This window comes from Mucilaginibacter sp. (genome assembly GCF_028287845.1).
Taxonomy (GTDB): Bacteria; Bacteroidota; Bacteroidia; order Sphingobacteriales; family Sphingobacteriaceae; genus Mucilaginibacter.
On sequence record NZ_JAQBOW010000154.1, the window covers coordinates 14,614 to 33,338 of the forward strand.

Annotated in this window: 18 protein-coding genes and 1 tRNA gene; 11 read left to right on the forward strand and 8 right to left on the reverse strand. The window is 39.5% G+C overall.

Translation table 11 applies throughout. From position 1 onward, the window contains the following. The 4 genes from ricT to rmuC all read left to right on the forward strand — a co-directional run bounded on the left by ricT (position 1) and on the right by rmuC (position 3,619). Entirely contained in the window at positions 1 to 1,383 is a 1,383-nt protein-coding gene (ricT, locus tag JWP71_RS15100; RefSeq protein WP_299501606.1) for a regulatory iron-sulfur-containing complex subunit RicT, read from the forward strand. A 3-nt stretch (positions 1,384 to 1,386) separates the two neighbouring features. Continuing rightward, on the forward strand, positions 1,387 to 1,869 hold the full coding sequence (locus JWP71_RS15105; protein ID WP_299501609.1) for a gliding motility lipoprotein GldH: 483 nt from the start codon (positions 1,387 to 1,389) through the stop codon (positions 1,867 to 1,869). A 66-nt stretch (positions 1,870 to 1,935) separates the two neighbouring features. After that, positions 1,936 to 2,190: a hypothetical protein gene (locus tag JWP71_RS15110; RefSeq protein WP_299501612.1), complete on the forward strand. Its 255-nt coding sequence runs from the start codon at positions 1,936 to 1,938 to the stop codon at positions 2,188 to 2,190. Between the two features lie 55 nt (positions 2,191 to 2,245). Continuing rightward, positions 2,246 to 3,619, forward strand: a complete 1,374-nt coding sequence (rmuC, locus tag JWP71_RS15115) for a DNA recombination protein RmuC (protein WP_299501615.1) — start codon at positions 2,246 to 2,248, stop codon at positions 3,617 to 3,619. An 11-nt stretch (positions 3,620 to 3,630) separates the two neighbouring features. Here the strand turns inward: rmuC and thiL are convergent, their stop codons facing one another. Together thiL and nadA are read right to left on the reverse strand one after the other, a co-directional pair. Further along, positions 3,631 to 4,680, reverse strand: coding sequence for a thiamine-phosphate kinase (gene thiL, locus JWP71_RS15120; protein WP_299501618.1), 1,050 nt, complete (start codon positions 4,678 to 4,680; stop codon positions 3,631 to 3,633). A gap of 87 nt (positions 4,681 to 4,767) precedes the next feature. Beyond that, the gene (gene nadA / locus JWP71_RS15125) at positions 4,768 to 5,760 is read right to left on the reverse strand and encodes a quinolinate synthase NadA (RefSeq protein WP_299501621.1); all 993 of its coding nucleotides are present in this window, start codon (positions 5,758 to 5,760) and stop codon (positions 4,768 to 4,770) included. A 408-nt stretch (positions 5,761 to 6,168) separates the two neighbouring features. Between nadA and nadB the strand changes: the two genes are divergently transcribed. Next, positions 6,169 to 7,761: an L-aspartate oxidase gene (nadB, locus tag JWP71_RS15130; protein ID WP_299501624.1), complete on the forward strand. Its 1,593-nt coding sequence runs from the start codon at positions 6,169 to 6,171 to the stop codon at positions 7,759 to 7,761. Here nadB and JWP71_RS15135 read toward each other — a convergent pair. Continuing rightward, positions 7,762 to 7,834, reverse strand: a tRNA-Gly gene (locus JWP71_RS15135). 34 nt (positions 7,835 to 7,868) lie between these two features. Between JWP71_RS15135 and JWP71_RS15140 the strand changes: the two genes are divergently transcribed. Beyond that, on the forward strand, positions 7,869 to 8,384 hold the full coding sequence (locus tag JWP71_RS15140; protein ID WP_299501627.1) for a gamma carbonic anhydrase family protein: 516 nt from the start codon (positions 7,869 to 7,871) through the stop codon (positions 8,382 to 8,384). On the opposite strand, the gene JWP71_RS15145 is transcribed toward JWP71_RS15140, so the two are convergent. The 5 genes from JWP71_RS15145 to JWP71_RS15165 all read right to left on the reverse strand — a co-directional run bounded on the left by JWP71_RS15145 (position 8,371) and on the right by JWP71_RS15165 (position 14,874). Further along, on the reverse strand, positions 8,371 to 10,032 hold the full coding sequence (locus tag JWP71_RS15145) for an Ig-like domain-containing protein (protein WP_299501630.1): 1,662 nt from the start codon (positions 10,030 to 10,032) through the stop codon (positions 8,371 to 8,373). The two genes, JWP71_RS15140 and JWP71_RS15145, sit on opposite strands and share 14 nt — an antisense overlap. 112 nt (positions 10,033 to 10,144) lie before the next feature. Beyond that, on the reverse strand, positions 10,145 to 12,007 hold the full coding sequence (mnmG, locus tag JWP71_RS15150; RefSeq protein WP_299501633.1) for a tRNA uridine-5-carboxymethylaminomethyl(34) synthesis enzyme MnmG: 1,863 nt from the start codon (positions 12,005 to 12,007) through the stop codon (positions 10,145 to 10,147). An 81-nt stretch (positions 12,008 to 12,088) separates the two neighbouring features. Next, on the reverse strand, positions 12,089 to 12,337 hold the full coding sequence (locus JWP71_RS15155; protein WP_299501636.1) for a hypothetical protein: 249 nt from the start codon (positions 12,335 to 12,337) through the stop codon (positions 12,089 to 12,091). Continuing rightward, on the reverse strand, positions 12,337 to 14,208 hold the full coding sequence (locus tag JWP71_RS15160; protein WP_299501639.1) for an ABC-F family ATP-binding cassette domain-containing protein: 1,872 nt from the start codon (positions 14,206 to 14,208) through the stop codon (positions 12,337 to 12,339). Before JWP71_RS15160 ends, JWP71_RS15155 begins: the two co-directional genes overlap by 1 nt. Before the next feature lie 6 nt (positions 14,209 to 14,214). Continuing rightward, on the reverse strand, positions 14,215 to 14,874 hold the full coding sequence (locus JWP71_RS15165; protein ID WP_299501642.1) for an NAD-dependent epimerase/dehydratase family protein: 660 nt from the start codon (positions 14,872 to 14,874) through the stop codon (positions 14,215 to 14,217). Between the two features lie 83 nt (positions 14,875 to 14,957). Here JWP71_RS15165 and JWP71_RS15170 point away from each other — a divergent pair, with 83 nt between their 5' ends. The 5 genes from JWP71_RS15170 (at position 14,958) to JWP71_RS15190 (ending at position 18,710) form a co-directional block, all read left to right on the forward strand. Beyond that, positions 14,958 to 15,668 (forward strand): pirin family protein, encoded by a 711-nt coding sequence (locus tag JWP71_RS15170; protein ID WP_299501644.1) that lies wholly within the window; start codon positions 14,958 to 14,960, stop codon positions 15,666 to 15,668. 80 nt (positions 15,669 to 15,748) lie between these two features. Further along, the gene (locus JWP71_RS15175; protein ID WP_299501647.1) at positions 15,749 to 16,528 is read left to right on the forward strand and encodes an ABC transporter permease; all 780 of its coding nucleotides are present in this window, start codon (positions 15,749 to 15,751) and stop codon (positions 16,526 to 16,528) included. 2 nt (positions 16,529 to 16,530) lie between these two features. Continuing rightward, positions 16,531 to 17,316, forward strand: coding sequence for an ATP-binding cassette domain-containing protein (locus JWP71_RS15180; RefSeq protein WP_299501650.1), 786 nt, complete (start codon positions 16,531 to 16,533; stop codon positions 17,314 to 17,316). Then, positions 17,313 to 18,071: an MlaD family protein gene (locus JWP71_RS15185; protein WP_299501652.1), complete on the forward strand. Its 759-nt coding sequence runs from the start codon at positions 17,313 to 17,315 to the stop codon at positions 18,069 to 18,071. The genes JWP71_RS15180 and JWP71_RS15185 overlap by 4 nt, the downstream gene beginning before the upstream one ends. Before the next feature lie 72 nt (positions 18,072 to 18,143). Then, positions 18,144 to 18,710, forward strand: a complete 567-nt coding sequence (locus JWP71_RS15190; RefSeq protein WP_299501654.1) for a TetR/AcrR family transcriptional regulator — start codon at positions 18,144 to 18,146, stop codon at positions 18,708 to 18,710. The last annotated feature ends 15 nt before the right edge of the window (positions 18,711 to 18,725 follow it).

The following is an 18,725-nucleotide window of genomic DNA, read 5'->3' on the forward strand; positions in this document are numbered from 1 at the left end:
ATGGGATGTGGAAGTTGCTCAACCGGGGGCGGATGCTCGCCGGCAGGCTGCAAAAGTAATGGCTCTTGCCTAACTGGCGGATGCAGTAAATTAGATGTTTACGACTGGCTGTCGCAGATGGATATGCCGGTTAATTATAAGCCATTTCAAATTGTAGAGATAAAGTTTAAAGGCTCACGAAAAGAGTTTTATTTAAATAACGATAATGTTTATTTGGAGAATGGCGACCTGGTGGTTGTTGAAGCTGCCACCGGTGGGTATGATATTGGCCATGTATCTATAACCGGCGAGCTGGTTAGGATGCAAATGGTTAAGCGCAGGGTTAAAGAAGAGGATGTTTTAAAGAAGATATATCGCCGCGCTACACCTGCCGATGTTGATAAATGGAAAGCCGCAAAAGATATGGAATGGGAAACCATGCATAGTGCGCGCAAGCTGGCTCTTAGCCTTAACCTGTCTATGAAGTTAAGTGACGTGGATTACCAGGCCGATAAAACAAAAGCTACTTTTTATTATACTGCAGAGGGCAGGGTTGATTTTCGTGAGCTGATCAAGAAAATGGCCGAGACCTTCCGTATCCGTATAGAAATGCGCCAGATAGGCATGCGCCAGGAAGCAAGCCGCTTAGGCGGTATTGGCTCTTGCGGCCGCGAATTATGTTGCTCTACCTGGTTAACAGATTTTAAAACCGTTTCTACCTCTGCGGCACGTTATCAAAATTTATCGTTGAATACTTTGAAACTGGCCGGGCAATGCGGTAAGTTAAAGTGCTGCTTAAATTATGAGCTGGATACGTACATGGATGCATTAAAGCATATCCCTGATAATGTAAACTACCTAAAGACCTTAAAAGGAGATGCCCGTCTGCAAAAAACTGACATCTTTAAAAAACAGATGTGGTTCAGTTATCCGCGCGAAGAATCATGGATAGCGGTGCCTATTCGCCGCGTTAAAGAAATTCAGCAAATGAACAAGGATGGCGTATTGCCAGACGATCTGCTGGTATTTGTTGAGGTGGAAACCGAACCGGTAAAAGCCCTTGATTACGAAAATGTTGTTGGTCAGGATAGCCTTACACGCTTGGATGAACGCAACCGAAACAACAATAAAAAGAAAAATAAGAACCGCAATAAAAACAAACCCAACCCCAGTGGACAACCGCGCCCGGCTAATGCTGCCGGACAGCCAACCCCCAATGGACAACCGCGCCCGACCAATGTTGCTGAACAGCCCGCACCGGGCGGACAGGTAAACCCGCAGAGGCCAAAACCGGAAGGCGGCAACAATAATCCAAACAGGAACAGAAAACGGCCAAATAAAAACAGGAATAACTCCAACCGCCCCAATGGAAACACCGGTGGAAACGAATCGCCAAAACAGTAAGCAATGAAAAGTGCTTTTAAATATATATTCCCCGCCATGACGGCTTTTATATTGTTGTCATGGACGGGTTGTACAGACCCTAATGCAATTGTCGATCAAAATATAGAGATCGTTAATAATAACTGGGCCTACTCTAATAAAATAAAGTATGCCGTTAAGATTGATAACGAGCAAACTCCTTATAATCTTTACCTAAACTTGCGGGTAACCGGCGACTATAAGTATTCTAACTTATTTGTGCTGATCTATCAAACCAATCCGGATAAAAAAGCAACCGGTACCCGGTATGAGTTTAAGCTGGCAAATCCTGATGGGGAGTGGCTGGGACAGGGCTCTGGTAATTTATATAGCTACCAGATACCATTTCGTTTAAACTATAAATTTCCGGCCAAAGGTGTTTATACCATTCAAATAGAACAAAACATGCGCGATAACCCCCTGCATGAGGTAAGTGATATTGGCCTGCGTGTAGAAAAAGCACAATAATTTTACAAACTGATTTCGCGCTAATTTCGCGGGCTTGTCGTTATTCTAACCAGAGTCATCATAGTTATGAAAAAATTATCTTTAATCTTAGTTTTAGTCGCTGCCGCTACTTTATTTGCCTGCAATAGCACCCACAATAAAACCGGTAGCCCTGCGCGTGATTCGAGCGTGAGTCATGATAATTCCGGCCTGGATACGGCATTTGGTGCCGGGGTACCAGAGGCAGAATCAACCAGCGGAACAGATACCAGTACTACCGGGCAAGTAACGGACGACCCTACGGCCGATACAGCGCGGGCAAAACCTAAAAAACATCATTAATTTATTACCATAACTAATTTTTCTTTACTTTCGTTTTGCTAATATTTTTATCAAAATGATTGTTGCCGCTTTAGTTGCCTCCCTTGTAATTCTTATAATTTCTATTTTGCTTTTTTTAAAGCGGCCAACTACTACCGATGGTATTTCGGCAGATGAGTTTGCGCGTTTAAAAAATGAAAATACAACGCTTAGTATATCTTTAGCCAAAGCCGAAGAACGCGCGCTGGGCCTGGGTTTGGAGCGCGATAAAGCCGATAAACAATTACAGGACGAACGCGAACGATACGATACTGCCATAACCGCATTAAACCAGGAATTGCTAGCCGAAAAGAATCGAATGGCTAAAGCCGAAGAATCATTTAAAGCACAGCGCGAACGTTTAGGCGAACAGGAAAAAAGTATACAGGATATTCAGCAAAAGTTTCAAAAAGAATTTGAGAACGTTGCGGAGAAATTGCTTAAAGAAAAATCGAAAGAGTTTATTGATGTTAACCGTACCAATTTAGATATTATTCTTAATCCGCTTAAAGAAAATCTGAAAGCATTTGAGGATAAAGTAGATAAGGTATATAATATGGAGGCTGCCGAACGCAATACAATGAAAGGGGTAATTACCCAGCTAATGGAGTTGAACAAACAAATTAGTGACGAGGCGCAAAACCTAACCAAAGCCCTGAAAGGCGATAACAAAAAGCAAGGTAACTGGGGCGAGGTTATATTAGAGCGTGTTTTAGAGCGTTCGGGCTTAGTTAAAGACCAGGAGTACCGACTGCAAGCCAGTTTAGTCGGTATAGATGGCACCCGCCTGCAACCCGATGTGATAATTGATCTGCCGGATGAAAAACACCTGATCATTGATTCGAAAGTTTCCCTGATAGCTTATGAACGCCTGGTTAATTGCGAAACAGAAGATGACCGCAAGCTATTCTCTAAAGCACATGTGGAATCAATAAGAAGCCACGTACATGGTCTATCATCAAAAAACTATCATGATCTGTACCAGATCAACTCGCCGGATTTTGTGTTGCTGTTTATACCGATTGAATCTTCGTTCAGCTTCGCGGTACAGATAGATTCTGAACTGTTTAGCGATGCCTGGGACAAGCGGGTGGTTATTGTGAGCCCGTCAACCTTGCTGGCTACGCTGCGGACCATCGCCAGTATCTGGAAACAAGAGCGTCAAAACCGCAACGTGCTTGAAATTGCCCGCCTGAGCGGCGCCATGTATGATAAGTTTGTAGGCTTTGTTAATGACATGGAAGGCATCGGTAAAAATATTAAGCTGAGCCAAAACGCTTATGATAATGCAATTAGCAAACTAACAGAGGGCAATGGTAACCTTACCAAAACTGCCGAGAAAATTAAAAGTTTAGGCGCTAAAGCCAATAAGCAATTGGATCAGAAATATATTGAGATTGATGAACAATGACGCTTCTTTTATTATTCTTCCTCTTTACTAAACGCATTCCACCCCTGCGCCTTCAGCGGATGCACATTACCGCTCTTCGTTATCAAATTACACCCCGATGCCGGCTCGGTAATATGCCCAATAATGGTAATATCCATTTTAAATTTTATCTTTTCGTAATCGGCTTGTTTAACGGTGAAAAGCAGCTCATAATCTTCGCCGCCGCTTAGGGCACAAACTGTTGGGTCGAGGTTAAATTCGCGGGCGGTTTCAAACGTCATCGGGTCGAGCGGTATTTTCTCTTCGTAGATACTGCAGCCTTTTTCGCTTTGCTTGCAGATGTGCATAATCTCTGATGCTAATCCGTCTGATACATCTATCATCGATGTAGGTTTAACCTCAATTTCTTTTAATAGGTCTATAATATCCCGGCGAGCCTCCGGCTTTAACTGGCGCTCTACAATGTAATCTTTTCCTTCAAGATCGGGCTGGATATTAGGGTTCTCTAAATAGATCAGCTTTTCGCGCTCTAATAGTTGCAAGCCAACATAAGCTCCGCCCAGATCACCGGATACGCATATCAGATCGCCTTCCTGCGCGCCGTTGCGGTATACCACATCTTCCGCGTTAGCGTAACCTATCGAGGTTACACTTAATACCAATCCTTGTTTTGATGAAGAAGTATCGCCACCAACCAAATCAACACCATATTTTTCGCAGGCTATGTAAATGCCTTCATACAATTCTTCAACCGCCTCTATCGGGAACTTACTCGACATGCCAATAGATACCGTTACCTGTGTGGCAATACCATTCATAGCGTAAATATCACTCAGGTTAACTTGTACGGCTTTATAACCCAGGTGTTTTAACGGCGTATAAGCTAAATCAAAATGAATACCTTCCAGCAACATATCGGTAGATACCAACATTCTTTTTCCGCCAAAATCAAGCACCGCTGCATCATCACCAACGCCTTTGATAGTGCTTTTTTGCACCAACTCAATATTTTTAGTTAAGTGATTTATAAGGCCGAATTCGCCTAAAGCTTCTATATTGGTTTTCTCTTTATTGTCAAACATATATGATAGATTGCACTGATCTTTTAATTGATTACAATGGTTTTTTAAATCGTATTTAATTACTAAACGTGTTTACTATTATTTTTTTTACAATCCCAATCTCGCCGATATCTCCAGCATCCTTTCAATAGGAATCACAGCTTTTTTAATAATATCATCAGGAACGTCTATCTCGGGCATTTCATTCTTAAGACATAAATAAAGCTTCTCCAGCGTGTTTCTTTTCATGTGAGGGCAATCATTACATGCGCAATTATTATTCGGTGGAGCGGGTATAAACACCTTATCAGGGTTATCCTTTTGCATCTGATGAATAATGCCAGGCTCGGTAGCTACTATAAACTCTTTATCTGGATGGTTTGTAGCATATTTTAGTATTCCTGTTGTAGATCCAATATAATCTGCCATTTGCAGTATTACGTCTTCACATTCAGGATGTGCCAGTAATTTAGCGCCCGGGTGCCTTTCTTTCAGTTTGGTAATTTTCTCTCTCGAAAAAATTTCATGCACCATACAGGCGCCGTTCCAAAGTACTAAATCACGACCTGTTTTTTTAGCTACATAAGCGCCTAAATTTTTATCAGGACCAAATATTATTTTCTTATCTTTTGGCAGGCTTTCAACTATCCCTATCGCGTTGCTCGAGGTACAAACTATATCGCTCATCGCTTTTAACTCTGCGGTACAATTCACATAAGTTATTACCAGATGATCAGGGTATTGCTCTTTAAACTTTTTAAATAAGTGCGGCGGGCAGCTATCGGCTAAAGAGCAGCCAGCCTTTATGTCTGGTAGAAGTACCTTTTTTGTTGGCGATAATATTTTTGCTGTTTCGGCCATGAAGTGTACTCCGGCAAAAACAATAATATCGGCATCTGTTTTCGCTGCTTGCTGCGACAGGCCCAAACTATCTCCAATGTAATCTGCAATATCTTGTATATCAGGTTCCTGATAATAGTGAGCCAGTATAACTGCATTTTTCTCTTTTTTAAGTTTTTCTATTTCATCAAAAAGGTCAAGTGTCGGGTCAATTAATTCCTCGGCATAGCCTTTCAGTTTTATTTCTTCGAAGATATCCATTTCAACAATTCAATTAATAACAATTAGATTTATATATAAAAAGAAACTATTGTTATTGGTGTGTTAGTTATGTTTAAAAGTTGGTTAAGTTTTGCTTTAATATATTGTTTTTAACTACTTACTAACATCTTTCTAATATTTCTTACCAGTTTTTATATTGATTATTAGTTAAGTACGTTAAGCAAGTTTTATTTTTAAAACTTATTTGTTAATATTTTATTGATAGTTATGATGTTAGTTTCGTTGTTAAAACGACTCAAAAGTCGATTAAAAATTGTTATCATTATCAGCAAAAAGTAAGGTTATACACTATTTAATTACTTGTTAGGTTTTTGCTTACACAAAATTAACATCTTTGGGGCCTATTATTAACATAGTTTATAATTTTACACATATAACACATTTTCTATGTCCAGATCTGTGGATTTCCTGGTAGTTGGTTCTGGCATTGCCGGATTGAGTTTTGCCCTCAAAGCGGCTAATCATGGTAAGGTGCTGATAGTTACAAAATCAAATGAAGACGAGTCTAACACTAAATATGCTCAGGGTGGCGTTGCTGTGGTTGTTGATAAAAAAGAAGATTCTTTTGAAAAACATATAAATGATACCATGATTGCCGGCGATGGGCTGTGTGATAAGGAAGTTGTTGAAATTGTTGTAAAGGAAGGTCCGGACCGTATTAATGAAATTATTGATTACGGAACCAGTTTTGATAAAACAAATGAAGGCTTTTACGATCTGGCAAAAGAGGGTGGACACTCCGAATTTAGGGTGCTACATTATAAAGATATCACTGGTTTTGAAATAGAACGTTCTTTGTTAGAGCAGATACATCAAAACGCTAATATTGAAATACTTACACATTATTTTGCTGTAGATTTAATAACACAACATCACTTGGGAAAATTTGTAGATAAATCATCAGATGATATTACCTGCTATGGTATATATGCTTTAAATACAGTAACTAATGAAGTAGAGAAAATCTTATCGAAAGTTACTGTGATGGCATCAGGTGGTGCGGGACATATTTATTCGGTAACAACAAATCCAACCATTGCTACCGGCGATGGTGTAGCTATGGTTTACCGGGCAAAAGGGAAAGTTAGGAATATGGAATTTATCCAATTTCATCCAACGGCTTTGTATAACCCCGGCGACTATCCATCATTTTTAATATCAGAAGCCGTACGTGGTTTTGGTGGTATATTAAAACGCACCAATGGCGAGGAGTTTATGCAAGAGTATGACGAGCGTAAATCTTTAGCGCCACGTGATGTCGTTGCCCGGGCAATTGATGCCGAGATAAAAAAATCAGGCGAGGATTTTGTTTACTTAGATATACGTCATCGCAGTAAAAAGGATATTTTAACCCATTTTCCTAATATATATGCTAAATGTTTAGAAATAGGCATTGATATGACCAAAGATATGATTCCGGTTTCGCCTGCTTGTCATTATATGTGCGGCGGTGTAATGGTAGATCATTACGGACAGTCATCCATTATGCGTTTATATGCCTGCGGGGAATGCTCGTCTACCGGGTTGCATGGGGCAAATCGGTTAGCTTCCAATTCGTTATTAGAAGCCTTGGTTTTTGCACATCGTATTTATAAAAATGCTATTGATAAATTTGATACGATAACTATTCCCGAAAATATACCTGATTGGGATGAAAAAGGTGTAAAATTATCTAACGAAGACATCCTGGTAACGCATAATGTGCGCGAAATGCAAAAACTGATGAATGATTATGTAGGTATTGTTCGTTCTGATTTTAGGCTGGAACGTGCTATGCGCCGTTTAGGTTTATTATACGAAGAAACCGAGGAATTTTATAAGCAAACCAAGTTATCCGTAAAACTTTGCGAGTTACGTAATTTGATCCAGGTATCTTTTATTGTTGTAAAATCGGCTATGATGCGTAAGGAAAGCAGGGGGCTGCATTACACAACAGATTATCCGGAGCATCAGGAAGTTTTGGAGGATACGGTATTTTAGAGCGGAAAACGGGATTCGAACCCGCGACCTTCAGTTTGGGAAACTGATGCTCTACCAACTGAGCTATTTCCGCTTATATTTGTACTAAAGTATAAAATAAATTTATCATGCCTGTAATATTACCCGTAAAAGATAAACACCCATCATGGGGACAAGATTGTTTCATTGCCGAAAACGCCACCATAGTTGGTGATGTAAGTATGGGCGATAATTGTTCTGTATGGTTCAACGCGGTTATACGTGGTGATGTGCATTATATTAAAATAGGCAATAATACCAATATACAGGATGGTGCGGTTATACATTGCACCTACTTATATGCGCCAACCAATATAGGTAACAATGTATCTATTGGCCATAATGCCCTGGTACACGGCTGCACGCTAAAAGATCATACACTGGTAGGCATGGGTGCCATAGTAATGGATCATGCGGTGGTAGAAGAGTATGTAATAATAGGGGCAGGATCTGTTGTGTTAGAAAAGACGGTTTGCGAATCGGGCTACCTATATGCTGGTACACCCGCAAAAAAGATAAAGCCGTTAACAGACGAGCAGCGTGCTATGTTGGATAAGCTGCCTAATAACTATATTATGTACTCTGGCTGGTTTATGGGGAAGTAGATTCTTTTGGGATAACAAGTTCTTCGTCTATTTCCCAGTTTGGCCTTAGTGCAAAAATTTTCTCGTAAACCCATATATTTTCAGGCTGTGTTTTATTCTTTAGGCTACCAGGGTCGTACTTGCCATTTTTATTATCATCATATATAACACGGACAGTAAATTTGCCAGTATAAATATTTCTATATGCGATGCTGGTGTTTTTGGTAACATGGTTACTCCTTAACACATTTTTTTGCTCATTAAGCAATTCTACTATATACGACCTGCCCGTATCCGGGACAGTAACTTTTAACGTTAAGGTGCTATACTCTTCCGGATTATCTATTTTAAATTTTACTAACTGTTTTTTATTAATATCGCCGTACATGCTGGTAACAGACCCTTCATTAAATGTTAAGGTATAGGTTGCCTTTTGTCGCCAGCGATATTTTAACATAAGGCTTTTTGTCGTGCCGGTATCTTTTGTTAAAGTAAAGTTTACCCTTGTTGAATCTTCCATCAAAGCAACAAGCGATTGATCAAAGCTGGCTATAGGGGTATTAGAATAAATATGCAAATCGGTGCCCGGCTTTAAAGCGCTGGCATTTTTGCTGAGGCCAAATTTTAACTGAAGGTTTCGGGTATAAGTTTCTTTTTTGCTTTTACGTAAATAGGTTGTATCAATAGGCTTGTTGTTATCATAGATAGCGACACGTACCGAATCGAAATCCATATTTTTCGAATATATCAAAACAGTATCACGGGTTTTGCTGATGTCAACAATTTTTTGTTCGTCGAGCCCCGGAGGATATATTATACGTACCGATGGTTTATCAAGGCTTTTATTAAAAGCGAAAAACATTTTTCCATCAATATCAAATTTCTTCTCAGCAATCCTAAACTTTGGAGGTATTTGTTTAAATAGTTTTAAGCGTACACCGGCAGTATCATGCTGCAGGTTAATAATTTTTTTTGAAAATGCAATTAACTCATTATCGTTATCATATATCTTATTTGGGGCCGTTTCTCTTAAGGCGTATATTTTATATTGGCCCTCTTTTAAATTATTAAGAGAAAAGTTGCCGGCGCTATCCACACTGGTAAATACACTGGGTTTCTTTTTACCAAACAATAATGAGTCCTGTTTTAAAGTGAAAAGCATAACCGTTACATTTTCGTTTGTTCCCAGCACTTCTTTCTTTTGGGTAAGCGAATTAATTACCGATCCCGAAATGCTCAATGAGTCGATATGAGTGCCGGTAGAAAAAACGTAGGTGAAATTTTTTAAAATGTTGCCTTCGTTTACGTCGCGAATAGCGGTTCCAAAATTTATAACATAAGTTGTGTTTTTTAACAACGTATCTTTAAAAGTAATAACCAGACTTTTTTGCTTGACCTTAAAATCCGGTGATTTATCAGGTGCCGGCGATATGGTTATTTCCTGAAACTGATTAGTCAGTTTGAAGTATTCGTCAAAATCTAATTGGATCTGTTTTGCCGCAAAATTATGTGTTTGATTTTTTGGGGTGGCCTTTAATAATTTGGGGGGAGTGCGATCGCGCGGCCCTCCCTGGGGTTTTTGTTGTACCGCGCAGCCAAAATACAACATAGCCAGGCCTAGCAAGCATAAATTTTTGTAAAAAAACAGCCCCTTTTTATTTAACGTCATTTTTAAGCGAAATAAACGATTTTTATTTTTTGATAAGTATTACCATTAAGATTTTAAAATAATGGCTTATAATTAATGTTTTGTAACTAATTGATTTGCAATAATTTATATACTATCTTGACATGTGCACCATCAAAACCGATATGTCAGACGGTGAAACCCCCGAAATACGTGATGCCTGGCCTAAAGTACGTGGTTTTATTTTCATTAATTTTTCGCGTGCTTCTTTTGACAGGGATTGCATTTGCTGATAATTAAAATCCGGGTTAATCTCTTTGTCTTCCATTTTTTTCATCCGGTCAACAATATCCATTTCTTTTTCAAAATAACTCTCATATTTAATTTTTATTTCAGCCTGCTCAATAGTTTCTTTATTATAGGCTGATAAAAAAGTTTCTAATGTTGGATCAACTTTTTTCAGGTCGTCAATGGATACCTGCGGACGGCTCAACAAATTAAACAGTTTTGTTGTTTGCGAAACAGTGCTGGTATTTAACTCTTCCAGCAACCCATTAACGCTTGACTGGTCAATCGATTTTGTTCGGGTGTAAGCAACAATCTCATCAGAGTTTTTTACTTTTTGTTTTACCTTATCCAAGCGTTCATCATTTATTAAACCCAGTTCATGACCTATGGGGCTTAACCGTATATCGGCATTATCCTGGCGCAATAGCAAACGATGTTCGGCACGCGAGGTGAACATTCTATAAGGCTCTTCAGTGCCTTTGGTTACCAGGTCATCAATCAGCACACCAATGTATGATTCTGATCTTTTCATTATCAGCTCATGCTTATCATTTAATTTTTGGTGCGCGTTTATGCCGGCAATAAATCCTTGTGATGCCGCTTCTTCATAACCGGTGGTGCCGTTTATTTGACCCGCGAAATACAAATTGCTTACCAGTTTGGTTTCTAAAGTAAGGCCAAGCTGGGTAGGTGGAAAGTAATCATATTCTATTGCGTACCCCGGCCTAAACATTTTCGCCCCCTCAAAGCCGGGTATCTGGGTCAATGCTTTATATTGTACATCTTCAGGAAGAGAAGTAGAGAAACCATTTACATATATCTCTACTGTATTCAATCCTTCTGGCTCTACAAATATTTGGTGACGTTCGCGTTCTGCAAAACGGTTGATCTTATCTTCAATAGATGGGCAGTATCTCGGGCCCAAACCCTTAATGCGTCCGGTGAACATAGGCGATTTTTCAAAGCCCTCTTTCAGCGTTTCATGCACTTTGGTATTGGTATAGGTTATCCAGCAGCACCGTTGCTCTTGTATCTGTTCCACATCGGTGTAAGAGAATCTACCCCGGTCTTCATCACCCCATTGTTCTTCCATTAGGGCGTAGTTTAAACTTCTCCCATCAACACGTGGAGGAGTGCCTGTTTTCATCCTGCCTGATTCAAATCCCAATGTCACCAATTGTTCGGTTAAGCCAGTTGCCGCTTTTTCTGCCGTGCGGCCGCCACCAAATTTCTTTTCGCCAATGTGTATGATGCCATTTAAAAAAGTACCGTTGGTTAGCACCACGGCATCGGCTTCTATCTCTATTCCGAGCGAGGTTCGTACGCCCTTAATTGTATTGTTTGTTACCAATAATGCATTTACGGTATCCTGCCAAAAATCAACATTGGGCGTTCTTTCCAGCGCCAGGCGCCACTCTTCCGCGAAGCGCATGCGATCGCTTTGAGCACGCGGGCTCCACATTGCCGGACCTTTAGATAGGTTGAGCATTCTAAACTGTATAGATGTCTTATCGGTGATTATGCCTGAGTAGCCACCCATTGCATCAATTTCGCGCACTATTTGCCCTTTGGCAACGCCGCCCATAGCCGGGTTGCAACTCATCTGGGCAATGGTGCCCATGTTCATGGTGATTAGCAAAACAGACGAGCCCAGGTTGGCCGCTGCCGCTGCCGCCTCGCATCCGGCATGGCCGGCACCCACTACAATTACATCGTATTTCTTAAACATTTTAACCTCCCGTGTTCCACGTGGAACACTCTATATTTTCTTTTTCGTAAATGTTCCACGTGGAACATTTGACTTATTTATTCATTTTCCAGTTGTTCCACGTGGAACATTAAAGAGTGATACCAATGCAAACCCCGCCCAAATGCTTTCTAAAATAACAAAAGGATAGAAGCGTATCATATAAGAGGAGAGGCAGCAAAGCGCCGCTCCTATAAAATTCATAAAACAATAAGCCCTGCTTGTGGCCTGTATTTTCTTGTATAAATTTAATAAAAACGCTATTAATAACAGCACTACGCCTAATGATGCAATAATATCCGATGCTTTCATTAGGCCTCTTTTAGTTCGGTTAACTCAATCCAGCGCATGCTTTTTTCATCAAGCCTGCTATTTAACGCAGTTATCTTTTCTGCTATTTCAATAATAGCAGCGTTATCTACCGCGCCCGAATTAAGCTTCTCATTCTGTGTTTTTATTTCGTTTTCAATGGCTGCTATTTCTTTATCCAATGCATCCAACTCCTTCTGCTCTTTGAAACTCAATTTGTTTTTAGCAACAACAGGGGTTGGTTGAGCAACAACACCGGCAGCTTTGTCTGCTTTGTTTTGTTGTTTTTCTTCTTCCTGCTCTAATCTATAAGACGAATAATTGCCATTATATATTTTAACCTTGCCTTTTTCTTCAACAATAAATAGCTGGTCGGTTAGCTTATCCAGCAAATATCTGTCGTGCGATACAATCATTAACACGCCGCCATAGTTAGTTAGAAACTCTTCCAGCACATTTAAAGTATCAATATCCAAGTCATTTGTTGGCTCATCCAGAATTAAAAAGTTAGGGTTTTTCATCAGGATGCTCATTAATTGCAACCTTTTTTTCTCGCCACCACTTAGTTTGGATATAAACCCATATTGTTTAGCAGGGGGGAAAAGGAATAAGGTAAGCAATGCCGAAGCCGAAATCATCTTTCCGTCGGCCATTGTAATAAACTCTGCAACGTTTTTTACAATATCAATAACGCGCTCATCCTCCTTAAATGTAATACCCGATTGGTGAAAATAGCCCAAAACGGTGGTTTCGCCTTTTTGTATAGACCCGCTATCAGGCAATAAGCCGCCGGTTATCATATTCAATAAAGTCGATTTGCCGCTGCCGTTTTTTCCGGCTAAGCCAATACGGTCGCCTTTTTTAAACACATAATTAAAGTGATCGATATAAGTAACGCCATTAAAGGCTTTGCTTATACCGTGTATTTCCATGATCTTATTTCCCTGCCGCGCTGTTTTAACACTTAATTCTACGTTTAATTTAGGGCCGTTGTTTTGTGTTTTCGATTCCAGGTCATAAAACGCATCTATTCTAGCCTTAGATTTAGTGCCACGGGCCTTGGGTTGACGGCGCATCCATTCTAATTCCTTTCGCAATAAATTAGAGTTTTTCTGAAATGTTGCCTCATCAGATGCTTCACGTTCGGCCTTACGTTCTAAATAATAGCCGTAATTACCTACGTAGGGTATTATTTTACCCCGGTCAATCTCCAATATCTCATTACAAACATTATCCAGGAAATATCTGTCGTGTGTAACCATTAATATGGTTTTAGAGCCATCTGTAAGCAGTTTTTCTAACCATTCTATTGTGTCTATATCCAGGTGATTGGTTGGCTCATCTAAAATATACAGATCAGGGTCCTCTATCAGCAGCTTGGCTAATGCCAAACGTTTTTTTTGCCCGCCTGATAAGGTGTTAATACTTTGATTTAAATGATGAATATCCAATCGTCCTAAAATGGTTTTGATCTTATATTCATATTCCCAGGCATCAACTTCGCTTAATTCTTCCATTACCAGATCAAGCGCCTTTGCATTATCCGGGTCGTTCTCTAAAAGCTCTTCGTACTTACGGATGGCTTGTTGTTGCACATTATCTGCATGAAAAATATAATCGCTTATAGTTACTGCGTCTTTAAAGCCGGGGTCCTGCTCCAGGTAGCCCATGCGCAGGTCTTTGGTTTGCACAACCTTGCCCTCGGTAGGTAAAAACTGGCCGGCCAAAAGTTTTAACAGGGTTGATTTACCGGCACCGTTAATGCCCACCAGCGCAACACGGCGCCCGCGATTAATACCTATAGTAATATTTTTAAAAAGCCAATTATCATGGAACTGATGGCCAAGATTCTCGGCGGATATATATGTACTCACTATTTTTTATTTAGATAGTTGTTTTATTTTATCAGATGTATAAGTAAATACGCCTGTTTGATTTTTTAATGATTGTTTAAAAAGGGTCTTAGCCACACTGTGTGCCGATATAGCCCTGTATTTTTTTAATGTGCCCAATAAAAGCGGACTTGTTATTTTCAGGAAAAATATACTAATTCCTTCTAAAAGCCTTGCACTTTGTCTGTAGCCAATTAACACCGATGGCTGATATATATGCAAGCTTTTTAAGCCAATTTTCTTTATATCTTCCTCGGTTTCGCCTTTCATCCTTAAATAAAAATTTGATGATCTGGCATCTGCGCTTATTGATGAAACTAAATGGTATTGTTCAATTCCATTTTTTAAAGCTATTTCTGCCAATTTAACAGGATAGTCGTGATCTATTTTTCTATATTCATCCAAGTCTGGTGTTTCACTCCTTGTTGAACCTAAGCAACAAAAAATAACATTACCTGTTATTGATTTAGCATAGCGGTCCAAATGCGCAAATTCAATTATCAATTGGGTAACTTTAACGTTATTTGTCCGGGTTTTTTTTCGGGCTATTATTAAAATTTCATCATAGTTGGGTTGAGTTGATAGCATTGCCAGTAAATTGCTGCCAATTAGTCCGCTTGCACCCACTATAACTGCTTTTTTTGTCATTTAAAGCTATGTTTTTTTGCAAAAATACGTATAATTAATTATTGGAATAAATATTGTATGTTTAAACATATAAATTTGATGTTATGAAAAGTATATTTTATCCTGCTAATGAGCGGGGAACAAGCGACCACGGATGGTTAAAGGCAAATTTTTCATTCAGTTTTGGTCCGTATTATAATCCTGATAAAGTGCATTTTGGCGCGTTAAGGGTATTAAATGACGATATTATTGCGGGGGGCACTGGTTTTGGTACACACCCTCATGATAATATGGAAATTATTACTATTCCATTACAAGGTGCGCTGGAACATAAGGATAGTATGGGTAATACAGGTGTAATAAATGCCGGCGAAGTGCAGGTAATGTCAGCAGGTACCGGCATCGAACACTCAGAATATAATCATTCTGCTACTGAAGCTGCAAATACTTTGCAGATATGGTTGTTTCCAAAGCACAGAAACATTGAGCCAAGGTATGATCAACGGAACTTTACCGATTCATTTAAGCCAAATGAGTTTACCACCCTGGTAACCGGGGATAAAAACATTGACGCACTATGGATAAACCAGGACGCCACCTTTTCTATAGGCGAGTTTGAAGCAGGCAAGTCAATAAACTACGATATTAAAACAGCCGGAAATGGCGCATACCTTTTTGTTTTAGATGGCGCTATAAAAATAAGCGACCAGATTTTAAACAAAAAGGACGCATTGGGTGTTTATGATACCAGTTCAATTACTATTGATACCCAGGCAAATACCCGATTACTTATAATTGACGTACCAATGCTATAAACCAGATAAAACTGCCGGGTAAGTTTATTGAGCGCAAACAACAGGATAAAACCTGTTATATACAGTTAATAATATAAACCATGGCAGAAGAGATTATTATACCCGGCTGGAGAAAATGGCTGGAAGACATTGGCGAACAGGTGTCATTTTTTACCCGTTTCCTCAGAAATATTTTTGTTGGCGGTTTTGAATGGTCTGAGTTTGTAAGGCAATGTTATGAAATAGGTTACCGGTCATTAATGCTGGTTGGTATTACCTCCTTTATAATGGGTGTGGTTTTAATAGTACAATTAAGGCCCACCCTTGTAGCGTTTGGTGCGGCAAGCATGCTGCCCAAAACCCTTTCTGTATCTTTTGTTCGCGAAATTGGCCCGGTTATCATTGCCATTATATGTGCCGGTAAAATAGCCTCAAGTATTGGTGCCGAATTAGGTAGCATGAAGGTTTCGGAACAATTGGATGCTATGGATGTATCCGGGGCCAATCCGCTGCAGTATCTGGTTGTTACGCGCATACTGGCAACAACCATAATGGTACCCATATTATCTGTATTAGGCGATGTAATAGGCTTGTTTGGGGGATTCCTTGCTCTAAACCTTCGAGACCATATCAGCCTATCGCTATACGCTACCAAAGTAGTAGCCTCTCTTGATTATACTGACTTCTTGCCGGCGTTTATAAAAACTATATTTTTTGGCCTGGCCATTGGTTTTGTAGGTTGCTATAAAGGCTTCCACTCCAGTAAAGGCACAGAAAGCGTTGGATTGGCTGCAAATTCGGCAGTGGTTACCGCATCGCTGTGGATATTTGTTATTGATGCCATTGCCGTACAAATAACCAGTTTGTTATTTTATAAATAGTTATGGAAGAAGAAAAAACAATAGCTGAGTTCAAACAAATCAAAGGCAAAAATGAGGTGGTTATTGAGATAAAAGGCCTTAAAAAAGCATTTGGAAGCAAAGAGGTTTTAAAGGATATAAATCTGGATGTAAAACGTGGTGAGAACGTAGTGGTTTTAGGCCGGTCGGGAGTAGGAAAATCAGTTTTGATAGAATGTATAGTGGGGATGCTTATACCAGATGGCGGTACATTAAAGGTATTGGGAGTTGAGGTTGCCGAAATGGGCGATAAAGAATTAAAAGAGCTGCGGATGAAGATCGGCTTCCTGTTTCAAAGCGGGGCCCTGTATGATTCCATGACGGTTAGAGAAAACCTGGAATTTCCATTAACAAGGGTGTTAAAAATAGACGACCAGGCCGAACTTGATAAGCGGGTTGAAGAGGTTCTGGATAGCGTGGGCCTGGAAGAAGCGATTGATAAGTTGCCGTCTGACCTGTCTGGCGGTATGCGCAAAAGAGCCGGTCTGGCACGTACGCTTATTATAAAACCAGAGATCATGCTTTATGATGAGCCCACTACGGGCCTCGACCCAATCACCTCGCGCGAGATAAGCGAACTGATATTAAACATGCAAAAAAAATATAAAACAACATCAATAATTATTACGCACGATATGGAATGCGCACGCATTACGGCAGACCGTGTAGTAATTATGGACGATGGGAAATATATAGAAGAAGGCACTTTTGATAGCCTGAAAAAATCAAAAAACAAAATTGTACAATCATTTTTTAGAGATATATCATGAAAACGACTTCTTCACAGAAATTAAAAATAGGGTTATTTACTTTTATTGGCCTGTTGGTGCTAATAGCGGCAGTGTTTTTTATAGGCAATCAAAAAAGCCTGTTCAGCGCGACTTTTAAGATAAACGGCGTGTTTAAAAACGTAAATGGCTTACAGATAGGCAATAACGTCCGCTTTGCCGGCATAAATGTTGGAGTCGTTAATGATATTGAAATTATTAACGATACCGCTGTGAGAGTCGTACTAAATATTAACGATGAGGTAAAAAAATTCATGAAAAAAGACTCGAAAATGAGTATTGGCAGCGACGGTTTAATGGGCGATAAACTGGTTGTGTTGATGCCGGGCGGTGCAGCAGCAACTGCGATGGTAAAAGATGGCGATCGGATAAATTCCGTTAACCCGGTTGATGTGGACAAGATAGTTGCTAAATTAACCAAAATAGAAGATGACGCGGGTTCGCTTATTGATAACATGGCGCAAATAGTAGCTAAAATAAATACGGGCAAGGGTAGCCTGAGCCGGTTATTAAATAATGATAAGATGGCGCGCGAAATGGAGAAGACGGTTACGCAGGCAAAAACAACTATGCAAAATGTACATAAAACCAGTGCTACATTAAATGAGGACCTAAAAGCCGCCCAGGGCAACTTCCTGTTAAAAGGATTTTTTAATAAAAAGAAAAAAGCAGCTAAAGCAAAACAAGACTCTATAAAGAAAATTCAGGATGATGCCCAAAAGCCGCAAAAGCAATAAACGGAAAGATACTATAGGCTTAATAGAATGGGATTAATTGTTTATATTTAGACTGATTAATCAGTTTGTAAATTGGACAAGAAACAACAAATCCTATCTGCCGCACTGCGTTTATTTGTAGCGAATGGTTTTGACGGAACCCCAACTGCTAAAATAGCAATAGAAGCTGCGGTTGCAAACGGTACTTTGTTTTACCACTATAAAACAAAAGAAGAATTAATAGTTGCCCTTTATAATCAATTAAAAGAAGAGCAGGCTAACTATATATTGCCAATTATAACCGGCTCGGGCTTTATAACAGACAAATTCAGGGATATTTTTATCCACTCGGTTCATTGGGCGCTTAGCAATCCGGATAAATTTTATTATATCCAGCAATTCAATTTTTCTCCGCATTTAGCTGTAGTTCCAAAGCAGGTGTTGAAACAACAGACAATAATATATGAGAATTTTATTGAAGAAGGCATAAAAAGAAAATTGCTGAAACAGCAAGATCCAGAACTTATCATCGCATTATTTAATGGCCAGGTGTATGGCATTTACCACTATCTTACATCTGCTGAATTCACTCCCGCTTTGCGTGAAAAAACAATTAATGAAAGCTATGAAATGGTTTGGGATATGATGAAGTATATGTAAACAACTTTTCTTTTA

What these genes read in the sequence shown, in the direction of transcription:
- rmuC (WP_299501615.1), top strand. Translation starts at nt 2,246, where the DNA reads ATGATTGTTGCCGCTTTAGTTGCCTCCCTTGTAATTCTTATAATTTCT.
- JWP71_RS15180 (WP_299501650.1), top strand. Translation starts at nt 16,531, where the DNA reads ATGGAAGAAGAAAAAACAATAGCTGAGTTCAAACAAATCAAAGGCAAA.
- JWP71_RS15110 (WP_299501612.1), top strand. Translation starts at nt 1,936, where the DNA reads ATGAAAAAATTATCTTTAATCTTAGTTTTAGTCGCTGCCGCTACTTTA.
- JWP71_RS15145 (WP_299501630.1), bottom strand. Translation starts at nt 10,032, where the DNA reads ATGACGTTAAATAAAAAGGGGCTGTTTTTTTACAAAAATTTATGCTTG.
- JWP71_RS15185 (WP_299501652.1), top strand. Translation starts at nt 17,313, where the DNA reads ATGAAAACGACTTCTTCACAGAAATTAAAAATAGGGTTATTTACTTTT.
- nadA (WP_299501621.1), bottom strand. Translation starts at nt 5,760, where the DNA reads ATGGATATCTTCGAAGAAATAAAACTGAAAGGCTATGCCGAGGAATTA.
- JWP71_RS15170 (WP_299501644.1), top strand. Translation starts at nt 14,958, where the DNA reads ATGAAAAGTATATTTTATCCTGCTAATGAGCGGGGAACAAGCGACCAC.
- JWP71_RS15175 (WP_299501647.1), top strand. Translation starts at nt 15,749, where the DNA reads ATGGCAGAAGAGATTATTATACCCGGCTGGAGAAAATGGCTGGAAGAC.
- thiL (WP_299501618.1), bottom strand. Translation starts at nt 4,680, where the DNA reads ATGTTTGACAATAAAGAGAAAACCAATATAGAAGCTTTAGGCGAATTC.
- nadB (WP_299501624.1), top strand. Translation starts at nt 6,169, where the DNA reads ATGTCCAGATCTGTGGATTTCCTGGTAGTTGGTTCTGGCATTGCCGGA.
- ricT (WP_299501606.1), top strand. Translation starts at nt 1, where the DNA reads ATGGGATGTGGAAGTTGCTCAACCGGGGGCGGATGCTCGCCGGCAGGC.
- mnmG (WP_299501633.1), bottom strand. Translation starts at nt 12,007, where the DNA reads ATGTTTAAGAAATACGATGTAATTGTAGTGGGTGCCGGCCATGCCGGA.
- JWP71_RS15165 (WP_299501642.1), bottom strand. Translation starts at nt 14,874, where the DNA reads ATGACAAAAAAAGCAGTTATAGTGGGTGCAAGCGGACTAATTGGCAGC.
- JWP71_RS15105 (WP_299501609.1), top strand. Translation starts at nt 1,387, where the DNA reads ATGAAAAGTGCTTTTAAATATATATTCCCCGCCATGACGGCTTTTATA.
- JWP71_RS15140 (WP_299501627.1), top strand. Translation starts at nt 7,869, where the DNA reads ATGCCTGTAATATTACCCGTAAAAGATAAACACCCATCATGGGGACAA.
- JWP71_RS15155 (WP_299501636.1), bottom strand. Translation starts at nt 12,337, where the DNA reads ATGAAAGCATCGGATATTATTGCATCATTAGGCGTAGTGCTGTTATTA.